General features: G+C 53.8%; 23 protein-coding genes. 17 read left to right on the top strand and 6 right to left on the bottom strand.

What is annotated here, in order from left to right; all coding sequences use genetic code 11:
- The first annotated feature begins 6 nt into the window (after nucleotides 1-6).
- The 3 genes from phoA (at nucleotide 7) to adrA (ending at nucleotide 3,047) form a co-directional block, all read left to right on the top strand.
- Nucleotides 7-1,422, top strand: coding sequence for an alkaline phosphatase (phoA, locus tag ICA20_RS18610; RefSeq protein WP_038638110.1), 1,416 nt, complete (start codon nucleotides 7-9; stop codon nucleotides 1,420-1,422).
- Nucleotides 1,423-1,519: 97 nt separating this feature from the next.
- Nucleotides 1,520-1,840 carry a phosphate starvation-inducible protein PsiF gene (gene psiF / locus ICA20_RS18605; protein WP_038638114.1) on the top strand — a complete coding sequence of 107 codons (321 nt, stop codon included), beginning with the start codon at nucleotides 1,520-1,522 and terminating at the stop codon, nucleotides 1,838-1,840.
- A gap of 91 nt (nucleotides 1,841-1,931) precedes the next feature.
- Nucleotides 1,932-3,047, top strand: a complete 1,116-nt coding sequence (adrA, locus tag ICA20_RS18600; RefSeq protein ID WP_149282232.1) for a diguanylate cyclase AdrA — start codon at nucleotides 1,932-1,934, stop codon at nucleotides 3,045-3,047.
- Between the two features lie 17 nt (nucleotides 3,048-3,064).
- Here adrA and proC read toward each other — a convergent pair whose 3' ends face one another.
- Nucleotides 3,065-3,874: a pyrroline-5-carboxylate reductase gene (proC, locus tag ICA20_RS18595; RefSeq protein WP_038638118.1), complete on the bottom strand. Its 810-nt coding sequence runs from the start codon at nucleotides 3,872-3,874 to the stop codon at nucleotides 3,065-3,067.
- Between the two features lie 148 nt (nucleotides 3,875-4,022).
- Between proC and ICA20_RS18590 the strand changes: the two genes are divergently transcribed.
- The 5 genes from ICA20_RS18590 (at nucleotide 4,023) to ppnP (ending at nucleotide 6,708) form a co-directional block, all read left to right on the top strand.
- Nucleotides 4,023-4,478 carry a YaiI/YqxD family protein gene (locus ICA20_RS18590; protein WP_038638120.1) on the top strand — a complete coding sequence of 152 codons (456 nt, stop codon included), beginning with the start codon at nucleotides 4,023-4,025 and terminating at the stop codon, nucleotides 4,476-4,478.
- A 185-nt stretch (nucleotides 4,479-4,663) separates the two neighbouring features.
- The gene (gene aroL / locus ICA20_RS18585) at nucleotides 4,664-5,209 is read left to right on the top strand and encodes a shikimate kinase AroL (RefSeq protein WP_038638123.1); all 546 of its coding nucleotides are present in this window, start codon (nucleotides 4,664-4,666) and stop codon (nucleotides 5,207-5,209) included.
- Between the two features lie 26 nt (nucleotides 5,210-5,235).
- Nucleotides 5,236-5,427 (top strand): protein YaiA, encoded by a 192-nt coding sequence (gene yaiA, locus ICA20_RS18580; RefSeq protein ID WP_038638127.1) that lies wholly within the window; start codon nucleotides 5,236-5,238, stop codon nucleotides 5,425-5,427.
- A gap of 247 nt (nucleotides 5,428-5,674) precedes the next feature.
- The gene (locus ICA20_RS18575) at nucleotides 5,675-6,352 is read left to right on the top strand and encodes an AroM family protein (protein WP_038638130.1); all 678 of its coding nucleotides are present in this window, start codon (nucleotides 5,675-5,677) and stop codon (nucleotides 6,350-6,352) included.
- 71 nt (nucleotides 6,353-6,423) lie between these two features.
- On the top strand, nucleotides 6,424-6,708 hold the full coding sequence (ppnP, locus tag ICA20_RS18570) for a pyrimidine/purine nucleoside phosphorylase (RefSeq protein WP_038638136.1): 285 nt from the start codon (nucleotides 6,424-6,426) through the stop codon (nucleotides 6,706-6,708).
- Between the two features lie 50 nt (nucleotides 6,709-6,758).
- Here the strand turns inward: ppnP and rdgC are convergent, their stop codons facing one another.
- The gene (gene rdgC / locus ICA20_RS18565) at nucleotides 6,759-7,670 is read right to left on the bottom strand and encodes a recombination-associated protein RdgC (RefSeq protein ID WP_003021479.1); all 912 of its coding nucleotides are present in this window, start codon (nucleotides 7,668-7,670) and stop codon (nucleotides 6,759-6,761) included.
- Nucleotides 7,671-7,761: 91 nt separating this feature from the next.
- On the opposite strand from rdgC, the gene mak reads away from it, so the two are divergent.
- Nucleotides 7,762-8,670 carry a fructokinase gene (gene mak, locus ICA20_RS18560; RefSeq protein WP_038638141.1) on the top strand — a complete coding sequence of 303 codons (909 nt, stop codon included), beginning with the start codon at nucleotides 7,762-7,764 and terminating at the stop codon, nucleotides 8,668-8,670.
- Between the two features lie 6 nt (nucleotides 8,671-8,676).
- On the opposite strand, the gene araJ is transcribed toward mak, so the two are convergent.
- The 3 genes from araJ to sbcD all read right to left on the bottom strand — a co-directional run bounded on the left by araJ (nucleotide 8,677) and on the right by sbcD (nucleotide 14,359).
- A complete protein-coding gene (gene araJ / locus ICA20_RS18555) occupies nucleotides 8,677-9,846 on the bottom strand; it encodes an MFS transporter AraJ (protein WP_038643051.1) in 1,170 nt (389 codons plus the stop codon).
- A gap of 164 nt (nucleotides 9,847-10,010) precedes the next feature.
- On the bottom strand, nucleotides 10,011-13,160 hold the full coding sequence (gene sbcC, locus ICA20_RS18550; RefSeq protein WP_038638144.1) for an exonuclease subunit SbcC: 3,150 nt from the start codon (nucleotides 13,158-13,160) through the stop codon (nucleotides 10,011-10,013).
- Complete coding sequence (gene sbcD, locus ICA20_RS18545; protein WP_038638145.1) at nucleotides 13,157-14,359, bottom strand: exonuclease subunit SbcD; 1,203 nt, start codon at nucleotides 14,357-14,359, stop codon at nucleotides 13,157-13,159. Before sbcD ends, sbcC begins: the two co-directional genes overlap by 4 nt.
- Before the next feature lie 190 nt (nucleotides 14,360-14,549).
- On the opposite strand from sbcD, the gene phoB reads away from it, so the two are divergent.
- The 5 genes from phoB to malZ all read left to right on the top strand — a co-directional run bounded on the left by phoB (nucleotide 14,550) and on the right by malZ (nucleotide 21,716).
- Nucleotides 14,550-15,239 carry a phosphate response regulator transcription factor PhoB gene (phoB, locus tag ICA20_RS18540; RefSeq protein ID WP_003021496.1) on the top strand — a complete coding sequence of 230 codons (690 nt, stop codon included), beginning with the start codon at nucleotides 14,550-14,552 and terminating at the stop codon, nucleotides 15,237-15,239.
- 50 nt (nucleotides 15,240-15,289) lie between these two features.
- Nucleotides 15,290-16,585 (top strand): phosphate regulon sensor histidine kinase PhoR, encoded by a 1,296-nt coding sequence (phoR, locus tag ICA20_RS18535; protein WP_038638149.1) that lies wholly within the window; start codon nucleotides 15,290-15,292, stop codon nucleotides 16,583-16,585.
- 404 nt (nucleotides 16,586-16,989) lie between these two features.
- A complete protein-coding gene (brnQ, locus tag ICA20_RS18530) occupies nucleotides 16,990-18,309 on the top strand; it encodes a branched-chain amino acid transporter carrier protein BrnQ (RefSeq protein WP_038638153.1) in 1,320 nt (439 codons plus the stop codon).
- Between the two features lie 79 nt (nucleotides 18,310-18,388).
- Nucleotides 18,389-19,762: a proline-specific permease ProY gene (proY, locus tag ICA20_RS18525; protein ID WP_038638156.1), complete on the top strand. Its 1,374-nt coding sequence runs from the start codon at nucleotides 18,389-18,391 to the stop codon at nucleotides 19,760-19,762.
- Between the two features lie 139 nt (nucleotides 19,763-19,901).
- A complete protein-coding gene (malZ, locus tag ICA20_RS18520) occupies nucleotides 19,902-21,716 on the top strand; it encodes a maltodextrin glucosidase (protein ID WP_038638158.1) in 1,815 nt (604 codons plus the stop codon).
- On the opposite strand, the gene ICA20_RS18515 is transcribed toward malZ, so the two are convergent.
- Nucleotides 21,710-22,612: a LysR family transcriptional regulator gene (locus ICA20_RS18515; protein ID WP_038638161.1), complete on the bottom strand. Its 903-nt coding sequence runs from the start codon at nucleotides 22,610-22,612 to the stop codon at nucleotides 21,710-21,712. The genes malZ and ICA20_RS18515 overlap by 7 nt on opposite strands.
- A 273-nt stretch (nucleotides 22,613-22,885) precedes the next feature.
- Here ICA20_RS18515 and ICA20_RS18510 point away from each other — a divergent pair, with 273 nt between their 5' ends.
- The 3 genes from ICA20_RS18510 to ICA20_RS18500 all read left to right on the top strand — a co-directional run bounded on the left by ICA20_RS18510 (nucleotide 22,886) and on the right by ICA20_RS18500 (nucleotide 26,136).
- Nucleotides 22,886-23,527, top strand: coding sequence for a hydrolase (locus tag ICA20_RS18510; protein ID WP_038638165.1), 642 nt, complete (start codon nucleotides 22,886-22,888; stop codon nucleotides 23,525-23,527).
- 173 nt (nucleotides 23,528-23,700) lie between these two features.
- Complete coding sequence (locus ICA20_RS18505) at nucleotides 23,701-24,246, top strand: antibiotic biosynthesis monooxygenase (protein WP_038638169.1); 546 nt, start codon at nucleotides 23,701-23,703, stop codon at nucleotides 24,244-24,246.
- 21 nt (nucleotides 24,247-24,267) lie between these two features.
- The gene (locus tag ICA20_RS18500; protein WP_038638171.1) at nucleotides 24,268-26,136 is read left to right on the top strand and encodes an amidohydrolase; all 1,869 of its coding nucleotides are present in this window, start codon (nucleotides 24,268-24,270) and stop codon (nucleotides 26,134-26,136) included.
- Nucleotides 26,137-26,232 lie beyond the last annotated feature (96 nt).

Raw genomic sequence — 26,232 nt, 5'->3', positions numbered from 1 at the left:
AATAAAGTGAAACAAAGCGCACTCGCTATTGCCCTGTTACCTTTGCTGTTTACCCCGATTATTAATGCAGAAACATCTACCGTAGCGGTTATGGATAATCGTGCCGCTCAGGGTGATATCACCACGCCAGGCGGCGCCCGCCGATTGTCAGCCGATCAAACGGCGGCTTTACGCGAATCTCTGAACGATAAACCTGCCAAAAATATCATTTTACTTATTGGCGATGGGATGGGCGATTCTGAAATAACGGCAGCGCGAAATTATGCCGAAGGCGCGGGCGGTTTTTTTAAAGGTATTGATGCTTTACCGTTGACCGGACAATACACGCACTATGCGTTAGATAAGAAAACGGGCAAGCCGGATTATGTGACGGACTCAGCGGCCTCAGCGACGGCGTGGACCACCGGGGTTAAAACTTACAATGGCGCGCTGGGCGTTGATATACATGAAAAAGATCACGCAACAATTTTGGAAATGGCAAAAGCGGCAGGTCTGGCGACGGGCAACGTTTCTACCGCTGAATTGCAGGATGCAACCCCAGCGGCACTGGTTGCTCATGTGACTTCACGTAAGTGCTATGGCCCTGACGTGACCCGTGAAAAATGCCCAACCAATGCCCTGGAAAAAGGCGGCAAAGGGTCAATTACAGAACAATTGCTGAATGCCCGGGCTGACGTCACGTTGGGCGGTGGGGCAAAAACGTTTGCCGAAACCGCTGCGGCAGGGGAGTGGCAGGGTAAAACGTTGCGTGAACAAGCCCTGGCGCGCGGTTATCAGATGGTAAGTGATGCCGCGACGCTGGCTGCGATTACCGAAGCTAACCAGGATAAGCCGTTGCTGGGCTTGTTCTCCGACGGCAACATGCCGGTACGCTGGGAAGGTCCGAAAGCGTCCTATCATGGGAATCTGGATAAACCAGCGGTGACCTGTACGCCAAATCCAAAGCGTGATGACACCGTACCGACGCTGGCGCAGATGACGGATAAAGCGATTGAACTGTTAAGCAAAAATGAGAAAGGTTTCTTCCTGCAAGTTGAAGGGGCATCCATCGATAAACAGGATCACGCCGCCAACCCGTGCGGACAGATTGGTGAAACGGTTGATCTGGACGAAGCGGTACAGCGCGCGCTTGCCTTTGCGAAGCAAGACGGCAACACCCTGGTGGTGGTAACCGCTGACCACGCGCATGCCAGCCAGATTGTCGCGCCTGATACTAAAGCGCCTGGTCTGACTCAGGCACTGAACACCAAAGATGGCGCGGTGATGGTCATCAGCTACGGCAATTCTGAAGAGGAATCTCAGGAGCACACCGGTAGCCAGTTGCGCATCGCCGCTTATGGCCCACATGCGGCGAATGTGGTCGGTCTGACCGATCAAACTGATCTGTTTTACACCATGAAAGCGGCGTTAGGGCTGAAGTAACTCTACCCCCGGTGACAATAGTTTTGCCGCCGGGTGGTATTTTTATCGTTAGCAGCCAAACTTACCTGTGTGTCGTCGTTCAGAAAAGGATGGTGCTATGAAAATTACATTATTAATGACGCTGCTCTTTGGACTGGTTTTTTTAACTACCGTCGGTGCTGCCGAGAAGACGTTAACCCCGCAACAACAGCGTATGACCACCTGCAATCAGCAGGCAACGGCGCAGGCTTTAAAAGGGGATGCGCGCAAGACGTATATGAGTGATTGCCTGAAAAACAGCAAATCTGCGCCTGAGGAAAAGAGTTTAACCCCCCAGCAGCAGAAGATGCGTGAATGCAACGTCAAGGCGACGGAGCAGTCACTGAAAGGCGACGATCGTAACAAGTTTATGAGCGCTTGCCTGAAAAAAGCTGCGTAGCACTTACGGGTGAGCAGGTAAAAACGCTCACCCGAAATTTCATACTCCCGCCAGCAGACCCCTACCTATAATTTGGGAAATTTGTTTCAGAATGTTCCCAAATACGATGAATGATGAAAACTTTTTCCAAAAGAAGGTCGTCGCGGATGAAGCGTTTATATTACTTCATCAAAACGACCACCAACGTTCCGGTCTGCGATTTGCCCGACGGATCAGGCTGCCGCGAGCGGTGGGATTGGGGGGGATGTTTTTCCCTATCGCGTCGGTATTAGTTTCCCAGCCTATTACTGGAGGCTGGTGGCTGTTACTGGTGGGATGGGCATTTGTCTGGCCACATCTGGCCTGGCAGTTGACAAGTAAAGCAGACGATCCTCTGCATAGTGAATTTACCAATTTAAAAGCCGATGCCATCCTCGCCGGTATGTGGCTGGGCATTATGGGGGCAAACCTGTTGCCGTCCACGGCGCTGCTCATGATTACTTGCATCAACCTGATGGGCGCAGGGGGAATGCGAGTATTCCTCGCGGGCGTCGTGTTGATGGCGGTGTCATGCCTGGTGACGTTACAGTTAACCGATATTCCCGTCGCTGTTAGCAGCAGTCAACTGAGCGTGATGTTATCACTGCCGGTACTGGTGATGTACCCGCTGCTGTTTGCCTGGGTCAGCTATCAGACGATCATCAAGCTGGCGGAACATAAACGCCGCTTACAGGTGATGAGTACGCGAGATGGGATGACCGGCGTTTATAACCGACGTCATTGGGAGTTATTGCTACGTAATGAATTTGATAATTGCCGCCGCTATCAGCGTGATGCCACGTTGCTTATTATTGATATCGACCATTTCAAGAGCATCAATGATACCTGGGGTCATGACGTCGGGGATCAGGCTATTGTCGCGCTGACCCGCCAGTTGCAGATGACTTTACGCGGTAGCGATGTGATTGGCCGTTTTGGTGGTGATGAATTTGCGGTGATTATGTGCGGTACGCCCGCAACCAGCGCAATTGCGGCCATGTCGCGCGTGCATGAACGACTTAGTCAGTTGCGTTTATCCTGCGCTCCGCAGGTCGCCTTACGTATTAGCGTTGGCGTAGCGCCGCTGACTTCTGAAACTGAGCATTATCGGGAATGGTTAAAATCGGCGGATATGGCGCTTTATAAAGCAAAGAATTCCGGACGTAACCGCACCGAAGCGGCGGCCTGACGTCCGGTGATATTAACTCAGGATCGGCTGAGTTTTTCTGACTGTTCCATGCATTTAACCATCGCTTCAATCACTGATGAACGAAAACCGCGTTCTTCCAGGACGCGTACCGCTTCGATAGTGGTGCCGCCTGGCGAGCACACCATATCCTTCAGTTCCCCAGGATGTTTACCCGTTTCCAACACCATTTTTGCCGAGCCCATTACCGCTTGCGCTGCGAATTTATATGCCTGCGCACGGGGCATACCGCCTTGCACGGCGGCGTCCGCCATCGCTTCGATAAACATAAAGACATAGGCCGGCGCAGAGCCGCTGACGCCGACAACCGGGTGAATCATCGATTCTGCAATCACTTCGGCTTCGCCAAAGCAGCGGAAGATATTCAGTACGTCGGCCGTATCTTCCGGCGTTACTAAGGCGTTCGGCGTGACGGAGGTCATTCCGGCATTAACCAGTGACGGGGTATTAGGCATTGCGCGAATGATTTTGCGATCATGACCCAGCGCACGGGCGAGCTGATCGAGGGTAACACCAGCGGCAATAGAGACAACCAGAGAGTCTTTGTTCAGGCTGGAGGTGATTTCACTCAGTACCTTAATCATGATGCCTGGTTTTACGGCCCCAAAAACAATGTCGGCGATTTGCGCGACTTCTTGCGCAGACTGCGCTGCATTAATGCCATACTGGTCGTGCAACGCAGCGACTTTATCGGGGGAAGGGGTATAGACCCAGATTTGTCCCGGGAGAACCTGGCCGCTGGCGATCATGCCGCCAAGAATTGCTTTGCCCATATTACCGCAGCCGATAAAACCAATTTTTTTGTCCATCTTGTCACTCCCTATGCGTGATATTCATTGTTTTACCTGGGAAAGCTAAGCTTAGCGCGGAATGAATATGTGCAGAAGGAGAAACAGCACTTTGCCTGCAAGTAAAAGCACGAGACAATGCGCGATTACACACGAGTGGGGAGAGATTATGACAATATGGGTGGATGCCGACGCGTGTCCGAACGTGATTAAAGAAATTTTATACCGCGCCTCTGAGCGCATGCAGATGCCGCTTATTCTGGTGGCGAACCAGAATTTGCGCGTCCCGTCTTCGCGTTTTATCCGTACATTACGCGTTCCCGCCGGGTTTGACGTTGCTGATAACGAGATTGTACGACAATGTAGCGCCGGTGATTTAGTGATCACGGCGGATATTCCGCTGGCTGCTGAAGCCATTGAAAAAGGGGCGGCTGCGCTTAATCCACGCGGCGAACGTTATACCGAAGCGACGATCCGCGAACGTCTGATGATGCGTGATTTTATGGATACGCTACGCGCCAGCGGCATCCAGACCGGGGGACCGGATAGCCTTTCTCCCCGTGACCGACAGCATTTTGCGGCTGAGCTGGATAAGTGGTGGCTGGAAGTTCAGCGCAGAAAATAGTATCTGTAATTTATTTTTTACACTTTCATCCGTGTGAATTCTTGTTATAGTAGGGTTTAATTGACACCATCACTGTTTGTGTAATTTTTTCTTTACGATTTGGTGGTGTACTAGTTTGATGATATGATTATATCTTTAATTGCATCAGATCCCGCTCGTCGGCGGTTCTCTGGGGAAATTCTGTGATGACGCAACCTCTTTTTCTTGTGGGCCCCCGGGGGTGTGGTAAAACGACAATCGGTATGGCGCTGGCGAAGGCTGTCGATTACCAGTTCGTTGATACCGATCGCTGGTTGCAGTCGCACGTGCAGATGACCGTAGCGGAAATCGTCGAAAGAGAAGGATGGGAAGGGTTTCGTGCCCAGGAAACGACCGCTCTGCAGGCCGTCACGGCTCTGACAACGGTTGTTGCGACCGGTGGCGGCATCATTCTGACCGAATTTAATCGTCATTATATGCGTAGCCACGGTGTGGTTATCTATTTAAGCGCGCCGGTATCGGTACTGGTTGATCGTCTGGAGGCTACGCCTGAAGAGGGATTGCGCCCAACCTTAACCGGCAAGCCGCTGACTGAAGAAGTAGAGGAAGTGCTTGCCCAGCGTGATGTTCTGTACCGTGCAGCGGCGCATTATATTGTTGATGCGACCAATCCGCCTTCGCAGGTGGTGGACGACATTCTTGGGATACTGTCGCAGGCAGCGCCACGCTTACAGGGTGGTGTCTATACTTAAAGCTCATTCAGACAAAAGGAAGAGCTATGCCGACAAAACCACCTTATCCGCGTCAAGCAACCATTGTTACCGTTGAAAAGGGGACGCCAGGCCAGACGGTAACCTGGTATCAACTTCGCGCCGATCACCCGGAACCGAATTCGCTGATCAGTGAGCATCCTTCCGCTCAGGAAGCCATGGATGCTAAAAAACGCTACGAAGATCCCGATAAAGACTGATATTAAGCACCGTCCTGGCACGAGTCTGAAAAGTGCCAGGACGGGCGTACATCACATTTTTTTAAATATCGCCGTATACAGTAAAAATTGAAAATTAAACAATAACAATACAGTACTGGAATGATTTGGAATCTTTACAAAATAGACCGCCGATCTGCTGCTACGCTTTTGAGCGTTTGTAGCACAGGTCAGCGCCCGGCAATTATTCGGGAATTCACAGCAAAGTAAGAAGACGGTGGAGCAAAAAATGGGTACGTCGTTGGCTATCCTCACGATTGGCGTGGTGCCGATGCGTGAGGTGTTACCGCTCCTGACGGAATATATTGATGAGCAGCACATCACTCACCACAGTCTGCTGGGGCAGATGCGGCGAGAGGATGTGATGGCCGAGTACGGCGTCTCTCCCGGTGACGAGCCGCTTTTAACGCTGCTCAGCGACCATCAGCTTGCCCATGTTTCGCGCCAGAAAGTGGAACGATCACTCCAAGGTATCGTAGAAGTACTCGATAATCAGGGCTTTGACGTGATCCTGCTGATGAGTACGGCCTCAATTGCCCGCCTGACCGCCCGCAAGAGTATGTTACTGGAACCTTTACGTATAATTCCTCCACTGGTCGCCTCGATTGTGGAAGGGCATCAGGTCGGGGTTCTTGTCCCCGTCACGGAATTGCTTAAAGCCCAGACACAAAAATGGCAGGTGTTGCAAACGCCGCCAGTGTATGCCGTGGCGAATCCGATTCACGGTTCCGAACAACAACTGATTGATGCCGGTAAAGAATTGCTTGAGCAAGGCGCGGATGTGATCATGCTGGATTGTCTGGGTTTTAATCAACGTCATCGCGATTTACTGCAAAAATCGCTGGATGTTCCGGTTCTGCTGTCCAATGTGCTGATCGCCCGGCTGGCTTCGGAATTGCTTGCGTAATTTTGCGTGACAGGTGGAACGCCAGCCCCCTATATTGGTTATTAACTTAATCACAAGATAGGGCCAGTTGTATGCTTCAAAGTAATGAATACTTTTCCGGCAAAGTAAAATCCATCGGTTTTACCAGCAGCAGTACTGGCCGTGCCAGTGTTGGCGTGATGGCTGAAGGCGAATACACCTTTGGTACTGCGGCGCCTGAAGAGATGACGGTCGTCAGCGGCGCACTGAACGTGCTGCTGCCGGGGGAAACTGAGTGGAAAGTCTATGCCGCAGGGGACGTGTTTAACGTACCAGGCAGCAGCGAGTTTCATCTGCAGGTGGCAGAGCCAACATCCTATCTTTGCCGCTACCTGTAAGCGTAAAAATGACGAATGGCGACATTGAGCCGCCATTCGGTAAATACGGCTTAACGTTGCGCTTCGCCGCCTAATCCTTCTACCAGACTTTTAATCAGCGCCGCCAGTTCGCCCGTCATCAGGATGAAATCGGCATCAAAACGCTGAGCGTAGTCCTCGCGGTCAATATCTTCGTTCTGATCGCGCAACTCGTCGCTAAACTTCAGACGCTTAATCGAGCCGTCGTCACACATAACGAACTGAATGCGCTGCTGCCAGTCCAGCGCCAGCTTGGTGACCAGTTTGCCCGCTTCGATATGTACGGCGATTTCGTCGCAGACCAGATCCTGTTTTTTCGCGCGGATCACGCCGCCGTCTTCAAGGATCGCTTTCAGTTCTGCTTCATCCAGCAACTGGAAGCCCTGCGCCGTTGTACCGGAGCGAACCCATTCGGTTAGCGTCAGCTCAATAGGGTTTTCCATCGTCAGCGGAACGACCGGAAGCGAGCCGAGGCTCTTACGCAGCAGCGCCAGCGTATCTTCCGCTTTCTTCGCGCTCGCACAATCAACCATGATCAGATCGTTAACGGTGTCGATCCACATCATCGTTTGGCTGAAGCGGCTAAAGGCGCGCGGCAGCAATGAGTGCAGAACTTCATCTTTCAGCGAGTCTTTTTCGGTCTTCTTAAGCTTGCGACCTTGCTCAGCTTCCAGTTTGAATATTTTGGCTTCCAGCGCCTGTTTGATAACCGGCGACGGCAGAATTTTTTCTTCTTTGCGGGCGCAGATAATAATTTGGCCATTGGCGGTATGCGTTAATGCATCGCTGTGCGATCCCATCGGCGGAACCCAGCCCATTTTTGCCATATCCTGGCTACCGCAAGGGGTGAACGTCATTGATGCCAGCTGTTTTTCCATCTCTTCGGCACGCAAAGAAACATCGCGGCTAAGACGGTAAACCATTAAATTTTTGAACCACAGCATGATAATTTCCACGGCCTTGTCGTTAAATCCAGCGGGCATGATAGCGAATTGTCGCTATGCTTGCATTGTTAATCGGGAAGAGGAGCAAACAGTGCGTATAGGTATCGATTTGGGCGGTACAAAAACGGAAGTTATTGCGCTTGGCGATGCAGGCGAGCAGCTTTTTCGCCATCGCCTGCCCACACCGCGTGAGGATTATCAGCAAACGATAGAAACCATTGCCGCGCTGGTGGAGATGGCGGAGCAGGCTACCGGGCAAACGGGAACCGTGGGGATGGGGATCCCTGGTTCAATTTCGCCTTACACTGGGGTAGTCAAGAATGCCAACTCAACCTGGCTTAACGGGCAACCCTTTGATAAAGACTTAAGTATGCGTTTGAACCGTGAAGTGCGCCTGGCGAATGATGCCAATTGCCTGGCGGTTTCTGAAGCGGTGGATGGCGCGGCGGCAGGGGCGCAAACCGTGTTTGCGGTAATTATTGGCACCGGATGCGGCGCGGGTATGGCGTTGAATGGTCGGGCGCACACGGGTGGCAACGGTACCGCGGGCGAGTGGGGGCATAATCCGCTGCCGTGGATGGACGAAGATGAGCTGCGTTATCGCCAGGAAGTACCCTGCTATTGCGGCAAGCAAGGCTGCATTGAAACCTTTATTTCCGGGACCGGTTTTGCCACCGACTACCAGCGTCTGAGCGGTAAGTCGCTCAAGGGCAGCGACATTATCGATCTGGTTAACGTGCGGGATGCTGTGGCGGAGCAGGCATTGAGCCGCTATGAGCTGCGTCTGGCAAAATCACTGGCGCATGTGGTGAATATTCTCGATCCGGACGTCATTGTACTGGGTGGGGGAATGAGTAATGTCGACAGGCTATATCAAAACGTTCCCACGTTGATGAAGCAATTTGTCTTTGGCGGCGAGTGCGAAACGCCCCTACGCAAGGCGCTGCATGGTGACTCCAGCGGCGTACGCGGTGCGGCCTGGCTGTGGCCGCAGGCGTAATCTGTTTTACGTCGCGGCTGCAACTTGTTGCACGCCGCGCTTCAGGTAGCCGTAAATCAGCAGCGATGACATGGCGGAGAACGACAGCAACGCAGCCGGCAGCGTCACATAGTTGTAGGCAAAGCCCAGCGTCAGCATCATACCGCCGCACCAGGCGCCAATTGCGCTACCGAGGTTAAAGGCAATTTGTCCGCCTGCCGCGCCCAGTAGTTCACCTCCTTTGGCATTTTGCAGCAGCAAAATTTGCAGCGGCGCCGACAGGGCGAACAGGCCCGCGCAGCAAATAAAGGCGAAGGTCAGCGATGCGGCTTTGATACCGCCAAAAACAAAAAGCAGCAGCAGAACCAGCACAATGATGAAGTCGGTTATTACCGCAATGCGCAGCGGCGTATAGCGGCCAGACAGCCGACCGCTCAACAGATTCCCTAATACCATCCCCAATCCCACCAGCATCATGATGAAGGTCATCAGCGCTTCGGAAAAGCCGGAGATGTACATCATGTACGGCTTGACGTAGCTGAACCAGGCGAAAACCCCGGCGTTGCCAAACATGGTGGCGGAAAAGATCAGCCACGGGGCGGGGCTTTTCAAAAAATGAAATTGCTCGCGCAGATTCCCTTTCGCTTCATCGCTGATGTTGGGCACCCAAAAAGCTATCGAGACAATAACGGCGATATTAAAGACGGCAATCAGCAGGAACGTATAGCGCCAGCTAAATTCCTGGCTCAGCCAGGTACCGACGGGAATGCCAATCAGATTGGCAACGGTCATCCCTGAAACCATGCCCGCGACGGCGGCGGTGACTTTTCCTGGGCGCGCCAGCTTCGACAGAATAATCGCCCCAACGCCAAAAAATGCGCCGTGCGGGAAGCCGGAAACCAGCCTGCCCACCGCCAGCATAAAATACGAGGAGGAAAGGGTGAAGATGGCGTTGCCAATCACGCACAGCGTGACCAGAAACAGCAGAATATGCTTAAGCGAAAAGCGGCTGGAAAAGAGCGCAATAATCGGCGCGCCCAGCACTACGCCAAAGGCGTAAAACGAAATCATATGACCAGCGGCCGGGATAGAAATGCCCACGTCCCGCGCCAGCTCGGTGAGTACCCCCATGATGCCGAATTCGGCCATGCCCAGCCCAAATGTCCCCAGCGCTAAAGAGAAAACGACTTTTTTCATACCACCTGCCAACAAGAAAGACGCCGGATGTGCGTCATAGCGGCGAACGTTCGCCGCCAACAGAGATAGCTTGCGGATAAGCGAAGTGGAATGCCATTTCATATCCGTCTTTGAGTATGCAATATTGTGCTACATATTGTGCCGGATGGCTCCGGCCTGGAGATTTATGCTGATCCCACCGCAAACAGCTTGTCGAGTTTGCTGTAGCCCAGCCCGTTGATTTTTTTAACCTTGATCTGCACCGGAATGCGTTCTTTCATCGCTTCAACGTGGCTGATCACTCCAATGGTTTTGCCGGTGGCGTTCAGCGCATCCAGCGCGTCCAGCGCGGTATCCAGCGTTTCGCTGTCCAGCGTGCCGAAACCTTCATCGAGGAACAGGGAGTCAATTCGCGTTTTGTGGCTGACCAAATCGGATAACGCCAGCGCCAGCGCCAGACTCACGAGGAAGCTCTCGCCACCGGAAAGCGTACGGGTGTCGCGCACGGCATCGGCCTGCCAGGTATCAACCACTTCCAGCTCCAGCGCTTCGCTGGCCTTACGCTGTAACAGATAGCGACCATGCAAACGAGTGAGTTGGTTGTTGGCAAGCCACACCAGGTTATCCAGTGTCAGTCCCTGGGCAAACTTGCGGAATTTATCTCCCTCTTTCGAGCCGATCAGCGCATTCAGATAGCCCCAGTCTTCAACCTGCTGCGTGACGTTTTCAATCTCCTGCATCAGCGCCTGCTGCTGCTGGCGATGTTCAGTATCCTGTTTCAGCTGCTGGCGAATTTCGCCCTGACGCGTGGTATTTTCCCGTAGCTGCTGGGTGAGCTGCGCCAGCGCGTCGCGAAGCTGTTGTGCCGAGAGCGTGAGATCCGCCCCGGTTGGCAACTGCTGGTGATGGCTCGCCAGCGCCTGCTGAGCCTGATTAAGCAGCGTTTGTGCCTGCTGCTGCTGCTTTTCCAGCGATTGCGTTAACTGCTCCAGACGGCTAAAGGTTTCTTCATCCAGCAGTGCGGCAACAAAGGCGTCACGATCGGCAAAGATGCTGGCCTGCAGTGCGGCATCAAACTGTGCCTGAATTTCTGCGGCGCGCTGTAGGTCCTGCGCCTCCTGCTGTTGCAAGGTTTGCCACTGGCCTTGTAAAGACAGGCAATCGTCATGCACCTGTCGCCAGTTTTCCAGCGACAGATTCTCAGTACTTGCAGACAGCGTATCGCTCTCAGGCAGTGTTTCCAGCAACGGCGTGAGCTGAGCTATTTGCGCCTGTAACTCGGTGAGTTCGTTCTGGCGCTGCTGCCACATTTGCGCTTCTCTCGCCCGCTCACTCAGCCACGAATTAGCGTCATCTGCAGCAGGAAGGGACAGTCCATGGCGGGCCAGCCCGGCGGTTAACGTCGCCTGGCGCTGGTCAATTTGCTGCTGGAGCTGGGTAATCTGCTCGGTATGCGCCGTGATTTGCGCCTGCAGGGTATGACGCAGGCTCAACTGGTGAAGTTGTTGTTCGTATTCTTCCTGGGCGGCAAGCCACGGGGCGATATCATCCTGCGGTTGCAGCGTCACGTTAAGGCTGGTAGTGACTGTCTGCCACTCTTGAGTAAGCGCTTGCTCCTCTTGAGAAAGCGTCTGTGCTTCACGCTCATCGCGCTGGAGTTGCTGGGTTATGGCCTCAAGCTGACCGCGTAACGTTGAGCCCTCATCAGCCAGGGTTTTAACCTCTTTTTCCAGTGCTTCACGTCGTGCCTGATTAACACTCAGTTCGAGCGTTTGATAGCGCTCAATCGCCGGATGCGTGGTGGAGCCGCACAGCGGACAAGGCATGCCGGATTGCAATAATGCCCGCTGGCTTTCCAAATCTTTGATGCGGGCTTCCTGCTCGCAAATGATCCTCACATCGGCAAGCTGCTGATTTTTATCTTTATAGCGCTGACGTTTTTCGGCAAGCACCGCGTTGCGCTGCGTTAGCTCTTGCTGACGTTGCACCAGCGTCGCGCGTAACTGCGCCAACTGCTTTTGCTTCGGGGCGATTTGCCCATGCAGATTGCTCAGACGTTGGCGTAACGGACGGAGCTGCACATGTTGCGCCAGCGCCGCCGTGACCTCCTGCGGCGAAAGTGTCAGCGTGGGAAGCGCCAGCGCATCCAGTTTACGCGTGTCGTTTTCCCGTAATTGCTGCCACTGGCGTAGCTGGGCGCTGGCGTCGGAGTGTTGCGCCAGCAGGGCCTTCCACCCAGCCAGTTCGCTGCCCCACAAGCGGAAGCGATCGTGTTCGTTCAGCCAGTCGATTAACGTCTGTTGTCCGGCGAGCAAGGCGGTCGACTGCGTGTGCGCCTGCTGACGGATGCGCCCGCGCAGCGCTAAGCTGCTTTGTAAGCGAGCATTCACTTCCTGAATATTCTGCCGCGTACGCGCTATCGTAGCCGTTTGTTCCTCGATTCGCTCCCAGTGAGGGCGTAACGCTCTGGCCGGTTGTGCCAGACTCAGCGCCGCCAGCTGTGGCTGCGCGTCTTCTTGCGCCTGTTTTGCGGCCTGTAACGCCTGTTGGTGACGGTTGATTTCTGCCTGTAGCTCATTTTGCCGAATGAGCCAGTTGAGATGTTGTTGCTGAGTCTGCTGGCTTACAAGATATTGTTTTTCCTCGTCAGTAAGTACCTGCAAACTCTCTGTCAGGGACTGCACCTGCTCCGCAGCGAGCAGAGCCACGCCGTTGGCCTGCGCCTGCAGTTTTTCCAGCTCTGTACGCGCTGCTTTATGCTTTTCAAACACCATGGCGGAAATTTGGCCGTAGATCTCAGTCCCCGTCAGCTCTTCCAGCAGTTCGGCACGCTCTTTCGGTTTGGCATTGAGAAATGCGGCAAATTGCCCCTGAGACAGCAGCATCGAACGGGTGAAACGACCGTAATCCAGCCCGGTAAGTTCGGCGGTCATTTCCAGCTTGTCTTTGACTTTATCGGCGAGGATTTTACCGTCGGCGCAGCGGGCAAGTTCTACGCGCGGAGCCTGTAGGTTGCCTTCAGGCTGATTGCGCGCGCGGTTCTGGCTCCAGAATGCGCGATAGGCTTCGCCCCGGACTTCGAACTCGACCTCGGCCAGACACTCGGCGGTGTCGCGGGTCATCAGATCGTTTTGCGACTGAGACACGGTATTGAGCCGCGGCGTTTCGTGATACAGCGCGAGACAAATGGCGTCCAGCAGGGTGGTTTTTCCCGCGCCCGTTGGACCCGTGATGGCGAACAGCCCATTGCTGGCAAAGGGCTCAGCCGTGAAATCGACTTTCCATTCTCCTTTCAGAGAATTGAGGTTTTTCAAACGCAGGCTGAGAATTTTCATGCTTCGGTCTCCCCGGCAAGCGTGTGTAAGGTGGTGCTAAACAGTTGATTCAGGCGCTCGCGTTGCGATTCTTCGAGTTCTTCCAGCGCCAGGCGACGGGCAAAAACGTCCGTCACGCTTAGCTCGCTTAGCGTTTCACGTCGTTCATTCGCCATAATACGTTCGCGCTGTTCCCGGCTACGGCGCACCAATAACACCTCTACCGGTAAATCTTCGGTTAATGCCTGAATCTTACGCTGCATGTCGTGCAGATAGTCATCGGTGGTGATTTCGATATCTAACCAGACTGGCGGTTCCTGCTGCACACCGCGCCACTGCTCTAGTTGGGCGGTAATCGCGGCTAAATCACCTTTCAGCACCGCCAACGGCTGGGTGACCGGTACGGTGAGGTGTTCAACAGCGCTCAGCTTGCCGTTTTCGAAGCTCACCAGATGGACGCATTTGCTTTTGCCGCACTCGTCAAAACTGAGCGCAATTGGCGAGCCGCAATAGCGAATATGCTCTGTTCCGCCGATAACCTGCGCCCGGTGAATATGTCCCAGCGCGATGTAATCGGCGGGTGGAAAGTTTTGCGCCGGAAAGGCGTCCAGCGTACCAATATAAATGTCACGTACAGCGTCACTTTTACTGGCGCCAACGGTGGTTAGATGCCCGGTCGCAATGATGGGTAGATTCTGGTCGCCGCGCAGCATACAGGCGTCATGATATTGCTGTTGGTAATAGTCGGTGATAGCCGATAGCAAATGCTGCTGTTTCTCTTGTCCCGTTAGCCCGGCCTGGCTGGTAATGATGTCACGCGGGCGTAAAAAAGGAACCGGACACAGGATCGCGCCCGGCGTGCCGTCGCGTTGCGACAGTACCTGCGGCGCATGGCCAGCGCTGGCGATCACTGTGGTGTTGAGAAACGCCAGAATATCGCGGGATTCGTTGAGCGTGGCGACGGAGTCGTGGTTACCTGCCAACACCACCAGATGACAGCCGGTTTGCTGCAGATTAACGACAAAACGGTTATACAGCTCACGGGCATAGCTTGGCGGTGAGCCGGTATCGAAAATATCGCCCGCCACAATAATGGCATCCACCTGCTGGGATTGTGCCGTTTCCAGCAGCCAGTCGAGAAAGGCCTGATGTTCAGCGGCGCGGCTCTTGCTGTAGAAATTTTGGCCCAGATGCCAGTCAGACGTGTGAAGGATGCGCATAAGAGTTCCATGACGATAAAACAGTGGCGGGGATTATAACCCTGCAAGGACGGTAATATCTTGTTTAAGGGCTGTCATAATTCGCGGGGCTGCGTTAAACCTGGACTATCTTTTCATAAATCTGTCATAAAACTGACGCATAATGGCACCGTATTGATGGCAAACGATTTAATTATAAACAGGGCAAATCATGGCGAGACGTATTCTGGTCGTAGAAGATGAAGCTCCAATTCGTGAAATGGTCTGCTTCGTGCTCGAGCAAAACGGTTTTCAACCCGTAGAAGCCGAAGACTATGACAGTGCTGTGAACCAACTCAATGAACCCTGGCCGGATCTCGTCTTGCTTGACTGGATGCTACCCGGCGGCTCGGGCCTACAGTTTATTAAACATCTCAAGCGCGAAGCGATGACGCGGGATATTCCCGTCATGATGCTGACGGCGAGGGGAGAAGAGGAAGATCGCGTACGGGGTCTGGAAACGGGCGCGGATGATTATATTACCAAGCCGTTTTCTCCCAAGGAGCTGGTGGCGCGTATTAAAGCTGTTCTGCGTCGTATTTCCCCCATGGCGGTGGAAGAGGTTATTGAGATGCAGGGGCTGAGCCTTGACCCAACCTCGCATCGCGTGATGACCGGCGAGGATCCATTGGATATGGGGCCGACAGAATTCAAACTGTTGCACTTCTTTATGACCCACCCTGAACGCGTCTATAGCCGTGAGCAATTACTCAATCATGTCTGGGGTACCAATGTGTACGTGGAAGACCGGACAGTGGATGTGCATATCCGCCGCTTGCGTAAAGCGCTGGAGCACAGTGGACACGATCGTATGGTGCAGACGGTTCGTGGGACGGGATATCGTTTTTCGACCCGCTTCTGACTGACATGAATTTAGGCCTGACGGATTAGGCTGTTAATGGAGTAAGACGTTTGCTAGAACGATTGTCATGGAAAAGGCTGGTACTGGAGCTGATCCTCTGCTGCATACCGGCGTTTATCCTTAGCGCTTTTTTTGGTTACCTGCCCTGGTTTTTGCTGGCGTCGGTAACCGGCCTGCTTGTCTGGCATTTCTGGAATTTATTACGCTTGTCCTGGTGGTTATGGGTCGACAGAAGCATGACCCCGCCGCCGGGGCGCGGAAGTTGGGAGCCGTTGCTGTATGGGCTGCATCAAATGCAACTGCGCAACAAAAAGCGCCGTCGGGAACTGGGTAATCTGATTAAACGTTTTCGCAGTGGGGCGGAATCGCTACCCGACGCGGTGGTGTTGACGACTGAAGAGGGGGGCATTTTCTGGTGTAACGGCCTGGCCCAGCAGGTTCTGGGACTGCGCTGGCCGGACGATAGCGGGCAAAATATACTTAACCTGCTGCGCTACCCGGAATTCACGCAATATCTGAAAACGCGTGATTTTAGTCGGCCAATCAATCTGGTGCTCAATACCGGACGGCATCTGGAGATTCGCGTGATGCCCTATACCGATAAGCAATTGCTGATGGTCACGCGCGATGTTACCCAGATGCACCAACTGGAAGGTTCGCGGCGTAACTTTTTCGCCAACGCCAGCCATGAGTTGCGTACGCCGCTGACGGTGCTACAAGGTTATCTGGAAATGATGCAGGAGCATCCGCTGGAAGGAACGACGCGTGAAAAAGCGCTGCATACCATGCGTGAGCAAACGTACCGCATGGAAGGGCTGGTGAAGCAGTTGCTGACGTTGTCGAAAATAGAGGCCGCGCCAGCGCTACTGCTTAATGAGAAGGTGGACGTGCCGATGATGCTGCGCGTGGTTGAACACGAGGCGCACACGCTGAGTCAGAATAATCATACGTTTACTTTTGATATTGATAGCCACCTGAGCGTGCGGGGAAATGAGGAGCAACTGCGTAGCGCGATTTCGAATCTTGTGTATAACGCGGTGAACCATACCCCCGCGGGTACGCACATCACCGTGCGCTGGCAGCATGTTGCCTCCGGGGCGGAATTTAGCGTCGAGGACAATGGGCCTGGTATTGCTGCGGAGCATATTCCTCGTTTGACCGAACGCTTCTATCGCGTGGACAAAGCGCGATCCCGACAAACGGGCGGGAGTGGACTGGGTCTGGCCATCGTGAAACATGCTCTGCAACATCACGATAGCCGCCTGAATATCGAAAGTACGCCAGGCAAAGGGACGCGATTTAGTTTCGTCATTCCGGAACGTTTAATGGCCAAAAGTAACGATTAAAGCGTATTCGTAAGATAATCTTTCCAAAAGCCAGCGCGAGCTGGTTTTTTTATGTGGTCAATAGTTACATCCTGAATTTTGCGACGTTTGATTGTTTTTTGTTCGAACTATTACCCATACCTTTTTCCATGAAATGGTTTTTTGTGCTAACTGCATTTTTCATATCGCTATATTGTTCTGGTTTTTGGATCCCACCTTGCTTTAAAACGTTATAAGCGTTTAAATTGCGCTCCAGATGCTGTCATACCGACTGCATTTACGCGGTAAATCGAAAAACTATTCTTCGCCGCGCCAGGTCGGGAGTGTTTCCCGCTGGAATTGAGCAAAAATGCCGCTGTATTGTCCCCCAGGGAAAGGCAAAAATTTATTATTTTCAACACCACATCCACAGGCTGTAAGACTTTATGACCCATCAGTTAAAATCGCGCGATATTATCGCTTTGGGATTTATGACATTTGCACTGTTCGTTGGTGCAGGTAACATCATCTTCCCCCCAATGGTTGGTTTGCAGGCAGGCGAACACGTCTGGACTGCGGCTTTTGGCTTTTTGATTACCGCCGTTGGTCTTCCGGTACTTACCGTTGTCGCGCTGGCGAAAGTCGGTGGCGGTGTGGACAGCCTGAGTACGCCTATCGGTAAGGTTGCTGGATTGCTGCTGGCCACCGTCTGCTATCTGGCGGTTGGTCCATTGTTCGCGACGCCGCGTACCGCAACGGTCTCTTTCGAAGTCGGGATTGCGCCGCTGACCGGTGACTCTGCGCTGCCGCTGTTCATCTACAGCGTGGTCTATTTTGCGATTGTTATTTTGGTGTCGCTGTATCCAGGCAAACTGCTGGATACCGTCGGCAACTTCCTTGCTCCGCTGAAAATCCTTGCGCTGGTGGTACTGTCTGTCGCCGCGATTGTCTGGCCGGCAGGCCCGATCAGCAATGCGATGGAAGCCTATCAAACCGCAGCATTTTCGAATGGTTTCGTAAATGGTTATCTGACCATGGATACGCTGGGCGCGATGGTATTTGGTATTGTTATTGTTAACGCCGCCCGCTCGCGTGGCGTTACCGAGTCGCGTCTGCTGACCCGTTACACCGTTTGGGCTGGTTTGATGGCGGGTGTGGGCTTAACGCTGCTGTACCTTGCGTTGTTCCGTCTGGGCTCCGATAGCGCAATTCTGGTCGATCAGTCAGCTAACGGCGCGGCGATTCTGCATGCGTATGTTCAGCACACCTTTGGCGGCGCAGGAAGCTTCCTGCTGGCGGCGCTGATTTTCATCGCCTGTCTGGTGACTGCGGTTGGCCTGACCTGCGCGTGCGCAGAGTTCTTTGCCCAGTACGTTCCACTGTCTTATCGTACGCTGGTATTTATCCTCGGCGGCTTCTCAATGGTGGTATCTAACCTGGGGCTGAGCCATCTGATTCAGATCTCTATTCCGGTGCTGACGGCTATCTATCCGCCATGTATCGCACTGGTTGTATTAAGTTTTACCCGCTCATGGTGGCATAATTCTTCCCGCGTCATTGCACCTGCGATGTTTATCAGCCTGATTTTTGGTATCCTTGATGGCATTAAAGCTTCTGCAATTGGCGACGTGTTACCGGCCTGGACCCAGCGTTTACCGCTGGCGGAACAAGGGCTGGCGTGGTTGATGCCAACAGTCGTGATGGTGATCCTGGCAATTATCTGGGATCGCGCCGCGGGTCGACAAGTGACCTCCAGCGCGCACTAATCACTGACAATAAGTTTTAACCACGGGGCTATTAATATGGCCCCGTGGTTTTTTTATTGTGTTAACAGGTTAGGAATCGATGGAAAGTAATAACAAGCTAAAGCGTGGGCTGAGCACCCGGCACATTCGCTTTATGGCATTAGGTTCGGCAATTGGCACCGGGCTGTTTTACGGCTCTGCCGACGCGATCAAAATGGCGGGGCCGAGCGTGTTGCTGGCCTATATTATCGGTGGCGCTGCGGCATATATCATCATGCGCGCGCTGGGCGAAATGTCTGTGCATAATCCTGCAGCCAGCTCTTTCTCGCGCTACGCGCAGGAAAATCTCGGGCCGTTGGCGGGTTACATTACCGGCTGGACCTACTGTTTTGAAATCCTGATTGTCGCTATTGCCGACGTTACTGCCTTCGGCATTTACATGGGGGTCTGGTTCCCGGCGGTACCGCACTGGATATGGGTACTCAGCGTGGTGCTGATTATTTGCGCCATCAACCTGATGAGCGTGAAGGTGTTTGGCGAGCTGGAGTTCTGGTTCTCGTTCTTTAAAGTCGCCACTATTATCATCATGATTGTCGCCGGGTTCGGCATCATCATTTGGGGCATTGGCAACGGCGGTCAACCTACCGGTATCCATAACCTGTGGAGTAACGGCGGCTTCTTTAGTAACGGCTGGCTCGGCATGGTGATGTCGCTACAAATGGTGATGTTCGCTTACGGCGGGATAGAGATTATCGGTATTACCGCAGGTGAAGCGAAAGACCCGGAAAAATCTATTCCGCGTGCTATCAATTCCGTACCGATGCGTATCCTGGTATTTTACGTGGGGACGTTGTTCGTCATTATGTCTATTTACCCGTGGAACCAGGTTGGCACCGACGGGAGTCCGTTCGTCCTGACGTTCCAGCATATGGGCATTACCTTTGCCGCCGGGATCCTCAACTTTGTGGTTCTCACCGCATCGCTGTCGGCTATCAACTCTGACGTCTTCGGCGTGGGGCGTATGCTGCACGGTATGGCGGAGCAGGGCAGCGCGCCAAAAATGTTCGCCAAGACGTCGCGTCGCGGTGTGCCATGGGTCACGGTGATGGTGATGACTATCGCGCTGCTGTTTGCGGTTTATCTTAACTACATCATGCCGGAAAACGTCTTCCTGGTGATCGCCTCACTGGCGACCTTCGCCACGGTGTGGGTGTGGATTATGATCCTGCTGTCGCAGATTGCCTTCCGCCGCCGTCTGCCGCCGGAAGAGGTCAAGGCGCTGAAATTTAAAGTACCTGGTGGGGTAACAACGACCGTTGTTGGCCTGATTTTCCTCGTCTTTATCATCGCGCTTATCGGCTACCATCCGGATACCCGCATTTCACTGTATGTTGGTTTCGCGTGGATTGCCCTGCTGCTGGTGGGGTGGGTATTTAAACGCCGCCGCGAGCGTCAACTGGCTGAAGCACAGTAATTTTTTGCCGGGTAACGCGTCGCGTCGCCCGGCAATTTTCTCCTCCCCCGAACTCCTCCCCTAATAAACGTTAAGATGATGAGTGATCCTGCTCTTTGCTATGGCAAGGTGGCTTCATTTTCATCAAAGGGGATACGTGATGTTGAACGCCTGGCACCTTCCGGTTGCCCCATTTGTTAAGCAAAACAAAGATCAACTGACAATTACGCTGTGGCTGGCCGGGGAAAATCCACCTCAGCGGGTGACGCTACGCGCAGAAAACGATAACGAAGAGATTTCGCTCTCCATGCACAAGCTGCGCAGCCAGCCGCAGCCGGGCGTAACCGCGTGGCGAGCGGCGATCGATCTTGCCAGCGGCCAACCTCGTCGGCGCTATAGCTTTAAATTATTGTGGCCCGATCGTCAGCTGTGGTTTACACCGCAGGGATTCAGCCGTTTTCCGCCTGCGCGTCTGGAGCAGTTTGCTGTTGATGTGCCGGATAACGCTCCGCAGTGGGTAGCTGACCAGATTTTCTATCAAATTTTCCCGGATCGCTTTGCCCGCAGCCAGTCGCGTGAGCCGGCTCCAAACGTCTATTACCACCACGCAGCCGGGCATGACATCGTGCGTCGCGAGTGGGATGAACCGCTGACCGCTCAGGCCGGAGGATCGACATTTTATGGCGGCGATTTAGACGGCATCAGCGAAAAGCTGCCGTATCTGAAAACGTTAGGGGTGACGGCGCTGTATCTGAACCCGGTATTTACCGCGCCGAGCGTGCATAAATACGATACCGAAGATTACCGTCATGTTGATCCACAGTTTGGCGGCGACAACGCGCTGCTGCGCTTGCGTCACAACACGCAACAGCAGGGCATGCGTCTGATTCTGGACGGTGTTTTTAACCACAGCGGCGATTCACACCCCTGGTTTGATCGGCATAACCGTGGGACGGATGGGGCGTGTTACAACCCGCATTCCCCCTGGCGTGACTGGTATCATTTCTCTGCCGACGGTGTGGCGCTTGACTGGCTGGGCTATGCCAGCCTACCCAAGCTGGATTTTTGTTCGCAAAGCCTGGTCAATGAGATTTATCGTGGGGAAGACAGTATCGTTCGTCACTGGCTGAAAGCGCCGTGGAGTATGGACGGCTGGCGTCTTGATGTCGTGCATATGCTGGGAGAAGGCGGCGGGGCGCGCAACAACCTGCACCATGTGGCGGGGATTACGCAGGCGGCAAAAGAAACTCAGCCTGAAGCGTATGTTGTGGGTGAACATTTTGGTGATGCGCGCCAGTGGTTGCAGGCGGATGCAGAAGATGCCGCCATGAACTATCGCGGTTTTACTTTCCCCATCTGGGGATTTCTGGCCAATACGGATATCTCCTACGACCCGCAATCTATTGATGCCCAAACCTGTATGGCGTGGATGGATAACTACCGCGCGGGTCTGTCGCATCAGCAGCAACTGCGGATGTTCAATCAGCTCGACAGCCACGATACCGCCCGTTTTAAATCCTTGCTTGGCAAAGACGTGGCGCGTTTACCGCTGGCGGTGGTATGGCTGTTTACCTGGCCTGGCGTGCCTTGTATTTATTACGGTGACGAGGTGGGGCTGGACGGTAATAACGACCCGTTCTGTCGTAAGCCGTTCCCGTGGCAACCTGAAAAACAGGACACTCATTTGCTTGAGCTGTATCAGCGGCTGGCAAAATTACGCCATCAAAGCCAGGCGTTACGCCATGGCGGTTGTCAGGTGATTTACGCCGAAGATAACGTGGTCGTGTTTATGCGGGTGCTCAACCGCCAGCGCGTGCTGGTGGCGATTAACCGTGGTCAGGCCTGTGAAGTAGTCCTGCCAGCCTCGCCACTACTGCGTGTCGTTCAATGGCAGCACAAAGAGGGTAACGGCCTGCTCGCTGACGATATCCTGACGCTGCCGGCGATCTCCGCCACGGTGTGGATGGGTCATTGATACAAGCGCGCAATCTCCGGGCTCGCCAGCAGCGTTTCTCGCCACCAGCGCTGCGCCAGCCCGTCGCGGCTGTTACGCCATGCCATATAGGCCACATCTTTTTGGCGAAATGAGATGACCGTTTTTTCCACCAGTTCGCCTGTGGCAAGCCACGGGCTGGCAATGTGGCGGGGAAGAAATCCGCAGCCCATGCCGGCTCGCAATAACATCACCTTACTGTGGAAGTCATCGACGCGAATCTGCGCCTGCTCGTCCATCAGATTGGTTTGCAGCGGATGGCAAAAGCGGGCGCTGTCGCTGATAACAATGGCCCGATGCAGGCACAGCTGTTCGTTTGTCAGGCCATCTGGCGCGGCGGCCAGCGGATGTTCGGGTGCCACGACAAATACATTATCCAGCGTGCCGAGCATTTTGTAGGACCAGGCGGCTGACGTTGGCGGTTCATTAATCGCCCCCAGAATGATGTCTGCGCCATTATGGGTCAGCTCCTCCCAGGAGCCTGCCAGCGTATGGTGGGTAAAACTCAGCCGGGTTTGCTTATTCAGCGCGTGAAATTCATCAATAATGGGCAGCAGCGTGGCGAAAGGGAAAGAGTCATCCAGCGCGATTGCCAGCTCTTTTTCCCAGCCTGAACTCAGCTGTACTGCCTGCTTTTCGAGATCTTTGGCTGCACTCAGCAGCAAACGTCCCTTTTCCAGCAGCATCAGCCCGGTGTCGGTAAATTTCGCCCGGTGCCCGGAGCGGTCAAGCAGCTCAATATTCAAATCGCTTTCCAGCTTCTGAATCATATAGCTGAGTGCCGCAGGGGTTTTAAACAGCGATTCGGCTGCTGCGGCAAATGAACCCTGTTTGTCGAGTGCGTCGAGGATGAGCAAAACATCCAGATTGATGCGCATAAGCAGAAAATATCCTGAATAATAAACTCCTCTGTTGTACCGAATGAACATAAACAATGCCAGTGAATAAATTAGATGAGTCATGCGCATTTTTTTGATGTTGTTTAGGATATATCGCAACACAGAATTAATAGTTTCACAGGATGGTTAGTTTTCTTTAATAACTCGTTAGAAATTTCCCGCTATACTCAACAAGCTTTCTGATTCAGGATCCTGCTGCTGACGGCAGATACAGACCGTTGCCTTTTAACTTATTGATTAAGAAGGTGTGTTATGTCTATTCGGGAACTGATTGACCCTCAAAACTCTACGCTGATTTTTATTGATCATCAGCCGCAAATGTCATTTGGTGTGGCAAATATTGATCGCCAGACTTTGAAAAATAATACCGTGGCATTAGCGAAAGCCGGCAAGATATTTAATGTTCCAGTGATTTATACCTCTGTGGAAACAAAAAGTTTTAGCGGCTATATCTGGCCGGAATTGTTAGCGGTTCACCCCGATGTGAAGCCTATTGAACGCATGTCTATGAACTCCTGGGAAGATGCGGCGTTTGTGAAAGCCGTGGAAGCGACCGGGCGCAAAAAATTGATTATCTCCGCGCTGTGGACCGAAGTCTGCCTGACCTTCCCGGCGCTGATGGCGCTGGAAGCGGGTTATGAAGTGTATGTGGTTACCGACACGTCCGGCGGCACGTCTGTGGATGCCCACGAGCGTTCTATTGACCGGATGGTGCAGGCGGGCGCAGTCCCCGTAACCTGGCAACAGGTTCTTCTTGAGTACCAGCGTGACTGGTCCCGCAAAGAAACCTACGACGCCGTAATGGATTTGGTGCGCGAACATAGCGGCGCCTACGGTATGGGCGTGGATTACGCCTATACCATGGTGCATGGCGCGCCGGAACGTAAAGCCTAAATACACTTTATCCTTCATGCTGCATCTTTGATCGCTTCGCTTGCGCACCCCGGTCACTTACTGATGTAAGTTTCCGGGGATCCACAACCTTGCCGCCTCGATGCACCATGAATGATTTTGTGTATTGCTTTCCTGGCCTAAGCGGTCTGTTTCCTCTCAACAAGGAACCCTTCATGGCGCAGAACAAACATGTGACGTTGGTGATTACCCATACCCTGCAGCCTGAGCAGGCGCGGCGGTATGAGCAGTGGCTGGGGAAAATCATGCCGGTGGCGGCCGAGTTTCCCGGTCATCTCGGGGCGAATGTGATTCGCCCTGCGGAGGGCGAGAATCTGTGGAACATTATTATCCGCTTCGACACGCTGGAGCATCTGTACAACTGGACCCAGTCCGATACGCGCCGTGTGCTGGTGGAAGAGATAGCTCCGCTGCTGGCAGAAGGTGACAAAACCGAAATTCGTACCGAAGCGGCGTTCTGGTTTACGCCGCCCGCGCCCCATGTACGCCAGCCCAGGCGCTGGAAACAGTTCCTGATAACTCTGCTGGTGATTTTTCCCAGCACTAACCTGGTGCCGTGGTTGACCGGCATTGTGCTGCCTGCAATGAAGGGCTCGTTACTCCTGCATCTTATCAATGATGCGTGTGTGGTTGCGCTGGTGGTCTGGTTCTGGATGCCCATCGTAACCCGTCTGTTTGCCGGATGGCTGAAAAAAGCCTGACCGGTTTCTCAGGAGATTGTTATGTCGCAAACTGCCACACTGATTCTGACTCACGGAAAAATTCATACTCTCGACAGACAAAGCCCACAGGTCGAGGCGGTCGCGATCGCCAACGGGAAGATCCTGGCGACCGGTAACCACGACCGGATCATGAGCTTTGCCGCCGAAGGAACGCAGATTGTCGATCTGCAAGGACATACGGTGATCCCCGGCTTAAATGATTCACACCTGCACCTGATTCGCGGTGGTCTGAATTACAACCTGGAACTGCGTTGGGAAGGCGTACCGTCGCTGGCGGATGCACTACGCATGCTCAAAGAGCAGGCTGACAGAACGCCGTCGCCGCAATGGGTGCGCGTGGTAGGCGGCTGGAGCGAATTCCAGTTTGCCGAACGGCGCATGCCGACTCTGGAAGAACTGAATGAAGCCGCGCCAGATACCCCGGTATTTGTTCTGCATCTGTACGACAGGGCGTTGCTGAATCGCGCGGCGCTGAAAGCCGTGGGCTACACCAAAGCGACGCCGGATCCGGCAGGCGGTGAGATTGTGCGTGATAGCAACGGCAACCCGACCGGAATGCTGATCGCCAAACCCAACGCCATGATCCTTTATTCGACGCTGGCGAAAGGGCCAAAGCTGCCGCTGGAAATGCAGGTCAATTCGACCCGCCAGTTTATGCGCGAGCTGAACCGTCTGGGACTGACCAGCGCCATTGATGCGGGCGGCGGCTTTCAGAACTACCCGGAAGATTACGAGATCATTGAGCAGTTGCACGCCAACAAGCAGATGACGGTGCGCATCGCCTACAACTTGTTTACTCAGCGTCCTAAGCAGGAGCTGGAGGACTTTGAACGCTGGACCGATATGCTCAAGCCCGGACAGGGCACCGATTTCTACCGTGCTAATGGCGCAGGGGAAATGTTGGTCTTCTCGGCCGCTGATTTTGAAGATTTCCTGCAACCACGTCCGGATCTGCCGGAAGGTATGGAAGAAGAACTGGAACGCGTGGTTCGCCACCTGGTGGAGCATCGCTGGCCGTTCCGTCTGCATGCCACCTATGATGAATCCATCAGCCGCATGCTGGATGTGTTCGAGAAGGTGAATCGCGATATCCCGTTCAATGGCCTGCACTGGTTCTTCGATCACGCCGAAACGATTACCGAACGCAATATCGAGCGCGTCAAAGCGTTGGGCGGCGGGATAGCGGTTCAGCACCGAATGGCGTTCCAGGGGGAGTATTTTGTCGATCGCTATGGCAAAGACGCGGTCAAGCATACGCCGCCGGTGGCGAAAATGCTGGCGGCTGATGTTCCGGTAGGGCTGGGGACTGACGCCACCCGCGTGGCCAGCTATAACCCGTGGACCGCGCTGTACTGGCTGGTTTCTGGCCGTACCGTTGGTGGTATGGCGATGTATGATGATAACAATCGCCTGCCGCGCGATGTGGCGCTGGAACTGTGGACGGCCGGTAGCGCCTGGTTCTCCAGCGAACAGGGTAAGAAAGGGCGTATCGAGAAAGATCAACTGGCCGACCTGGTGGTGCTGTCTAAAGACTATTTCAGCGTGCCGGAAGAAGAGATCAAAGGCATCGAGTCGGTGATGACTATTGTCGATGGTAAAGTCGTGTACGCAGCCGGGCATTTCACGCCGCTGGCACCGCAAGCCATTCCGGTTGTGCCGGACTGGTCGCCGGTGGTGAAGGTGCCGGGGCACTATCGCTCAGCGCCGCCTGCTGCGGCGAAAATTGGCGCAATGGTACAGATGCACCAGTGCTGCGGTAGCTGCGGCGTACACGGTCATCAGCATGACATCGCGCGTAAGTCGGGGATTCCGGTGTCAGATGACAGGGCTTTCTGGGGCGCGCTGGGTTGTTCCTGTTTTGCGTTTTAATCTCTCATCACAGCCCCTGGCCAAACGCAGGGGCTGATTGGCTTTTCTGAAAAGCGGGTCATAGTGTTAACAGATATGGCACAGCTGCAACAATTT

This window comes from Citrobacter sp. C5_2 (assembly GCF_014596845.2).
Lineage (GTDB): Bacteria > Pseudomonadota > Gammaproteobacteria > Enterobacterales > Enterobacteriaceae > Citrobacter > Citrobacter werkmanii.
Note: the sequence above shows the minus strand (reverse complement) of the source record. Positions and strands in the feature narration are given on the sequence as shown.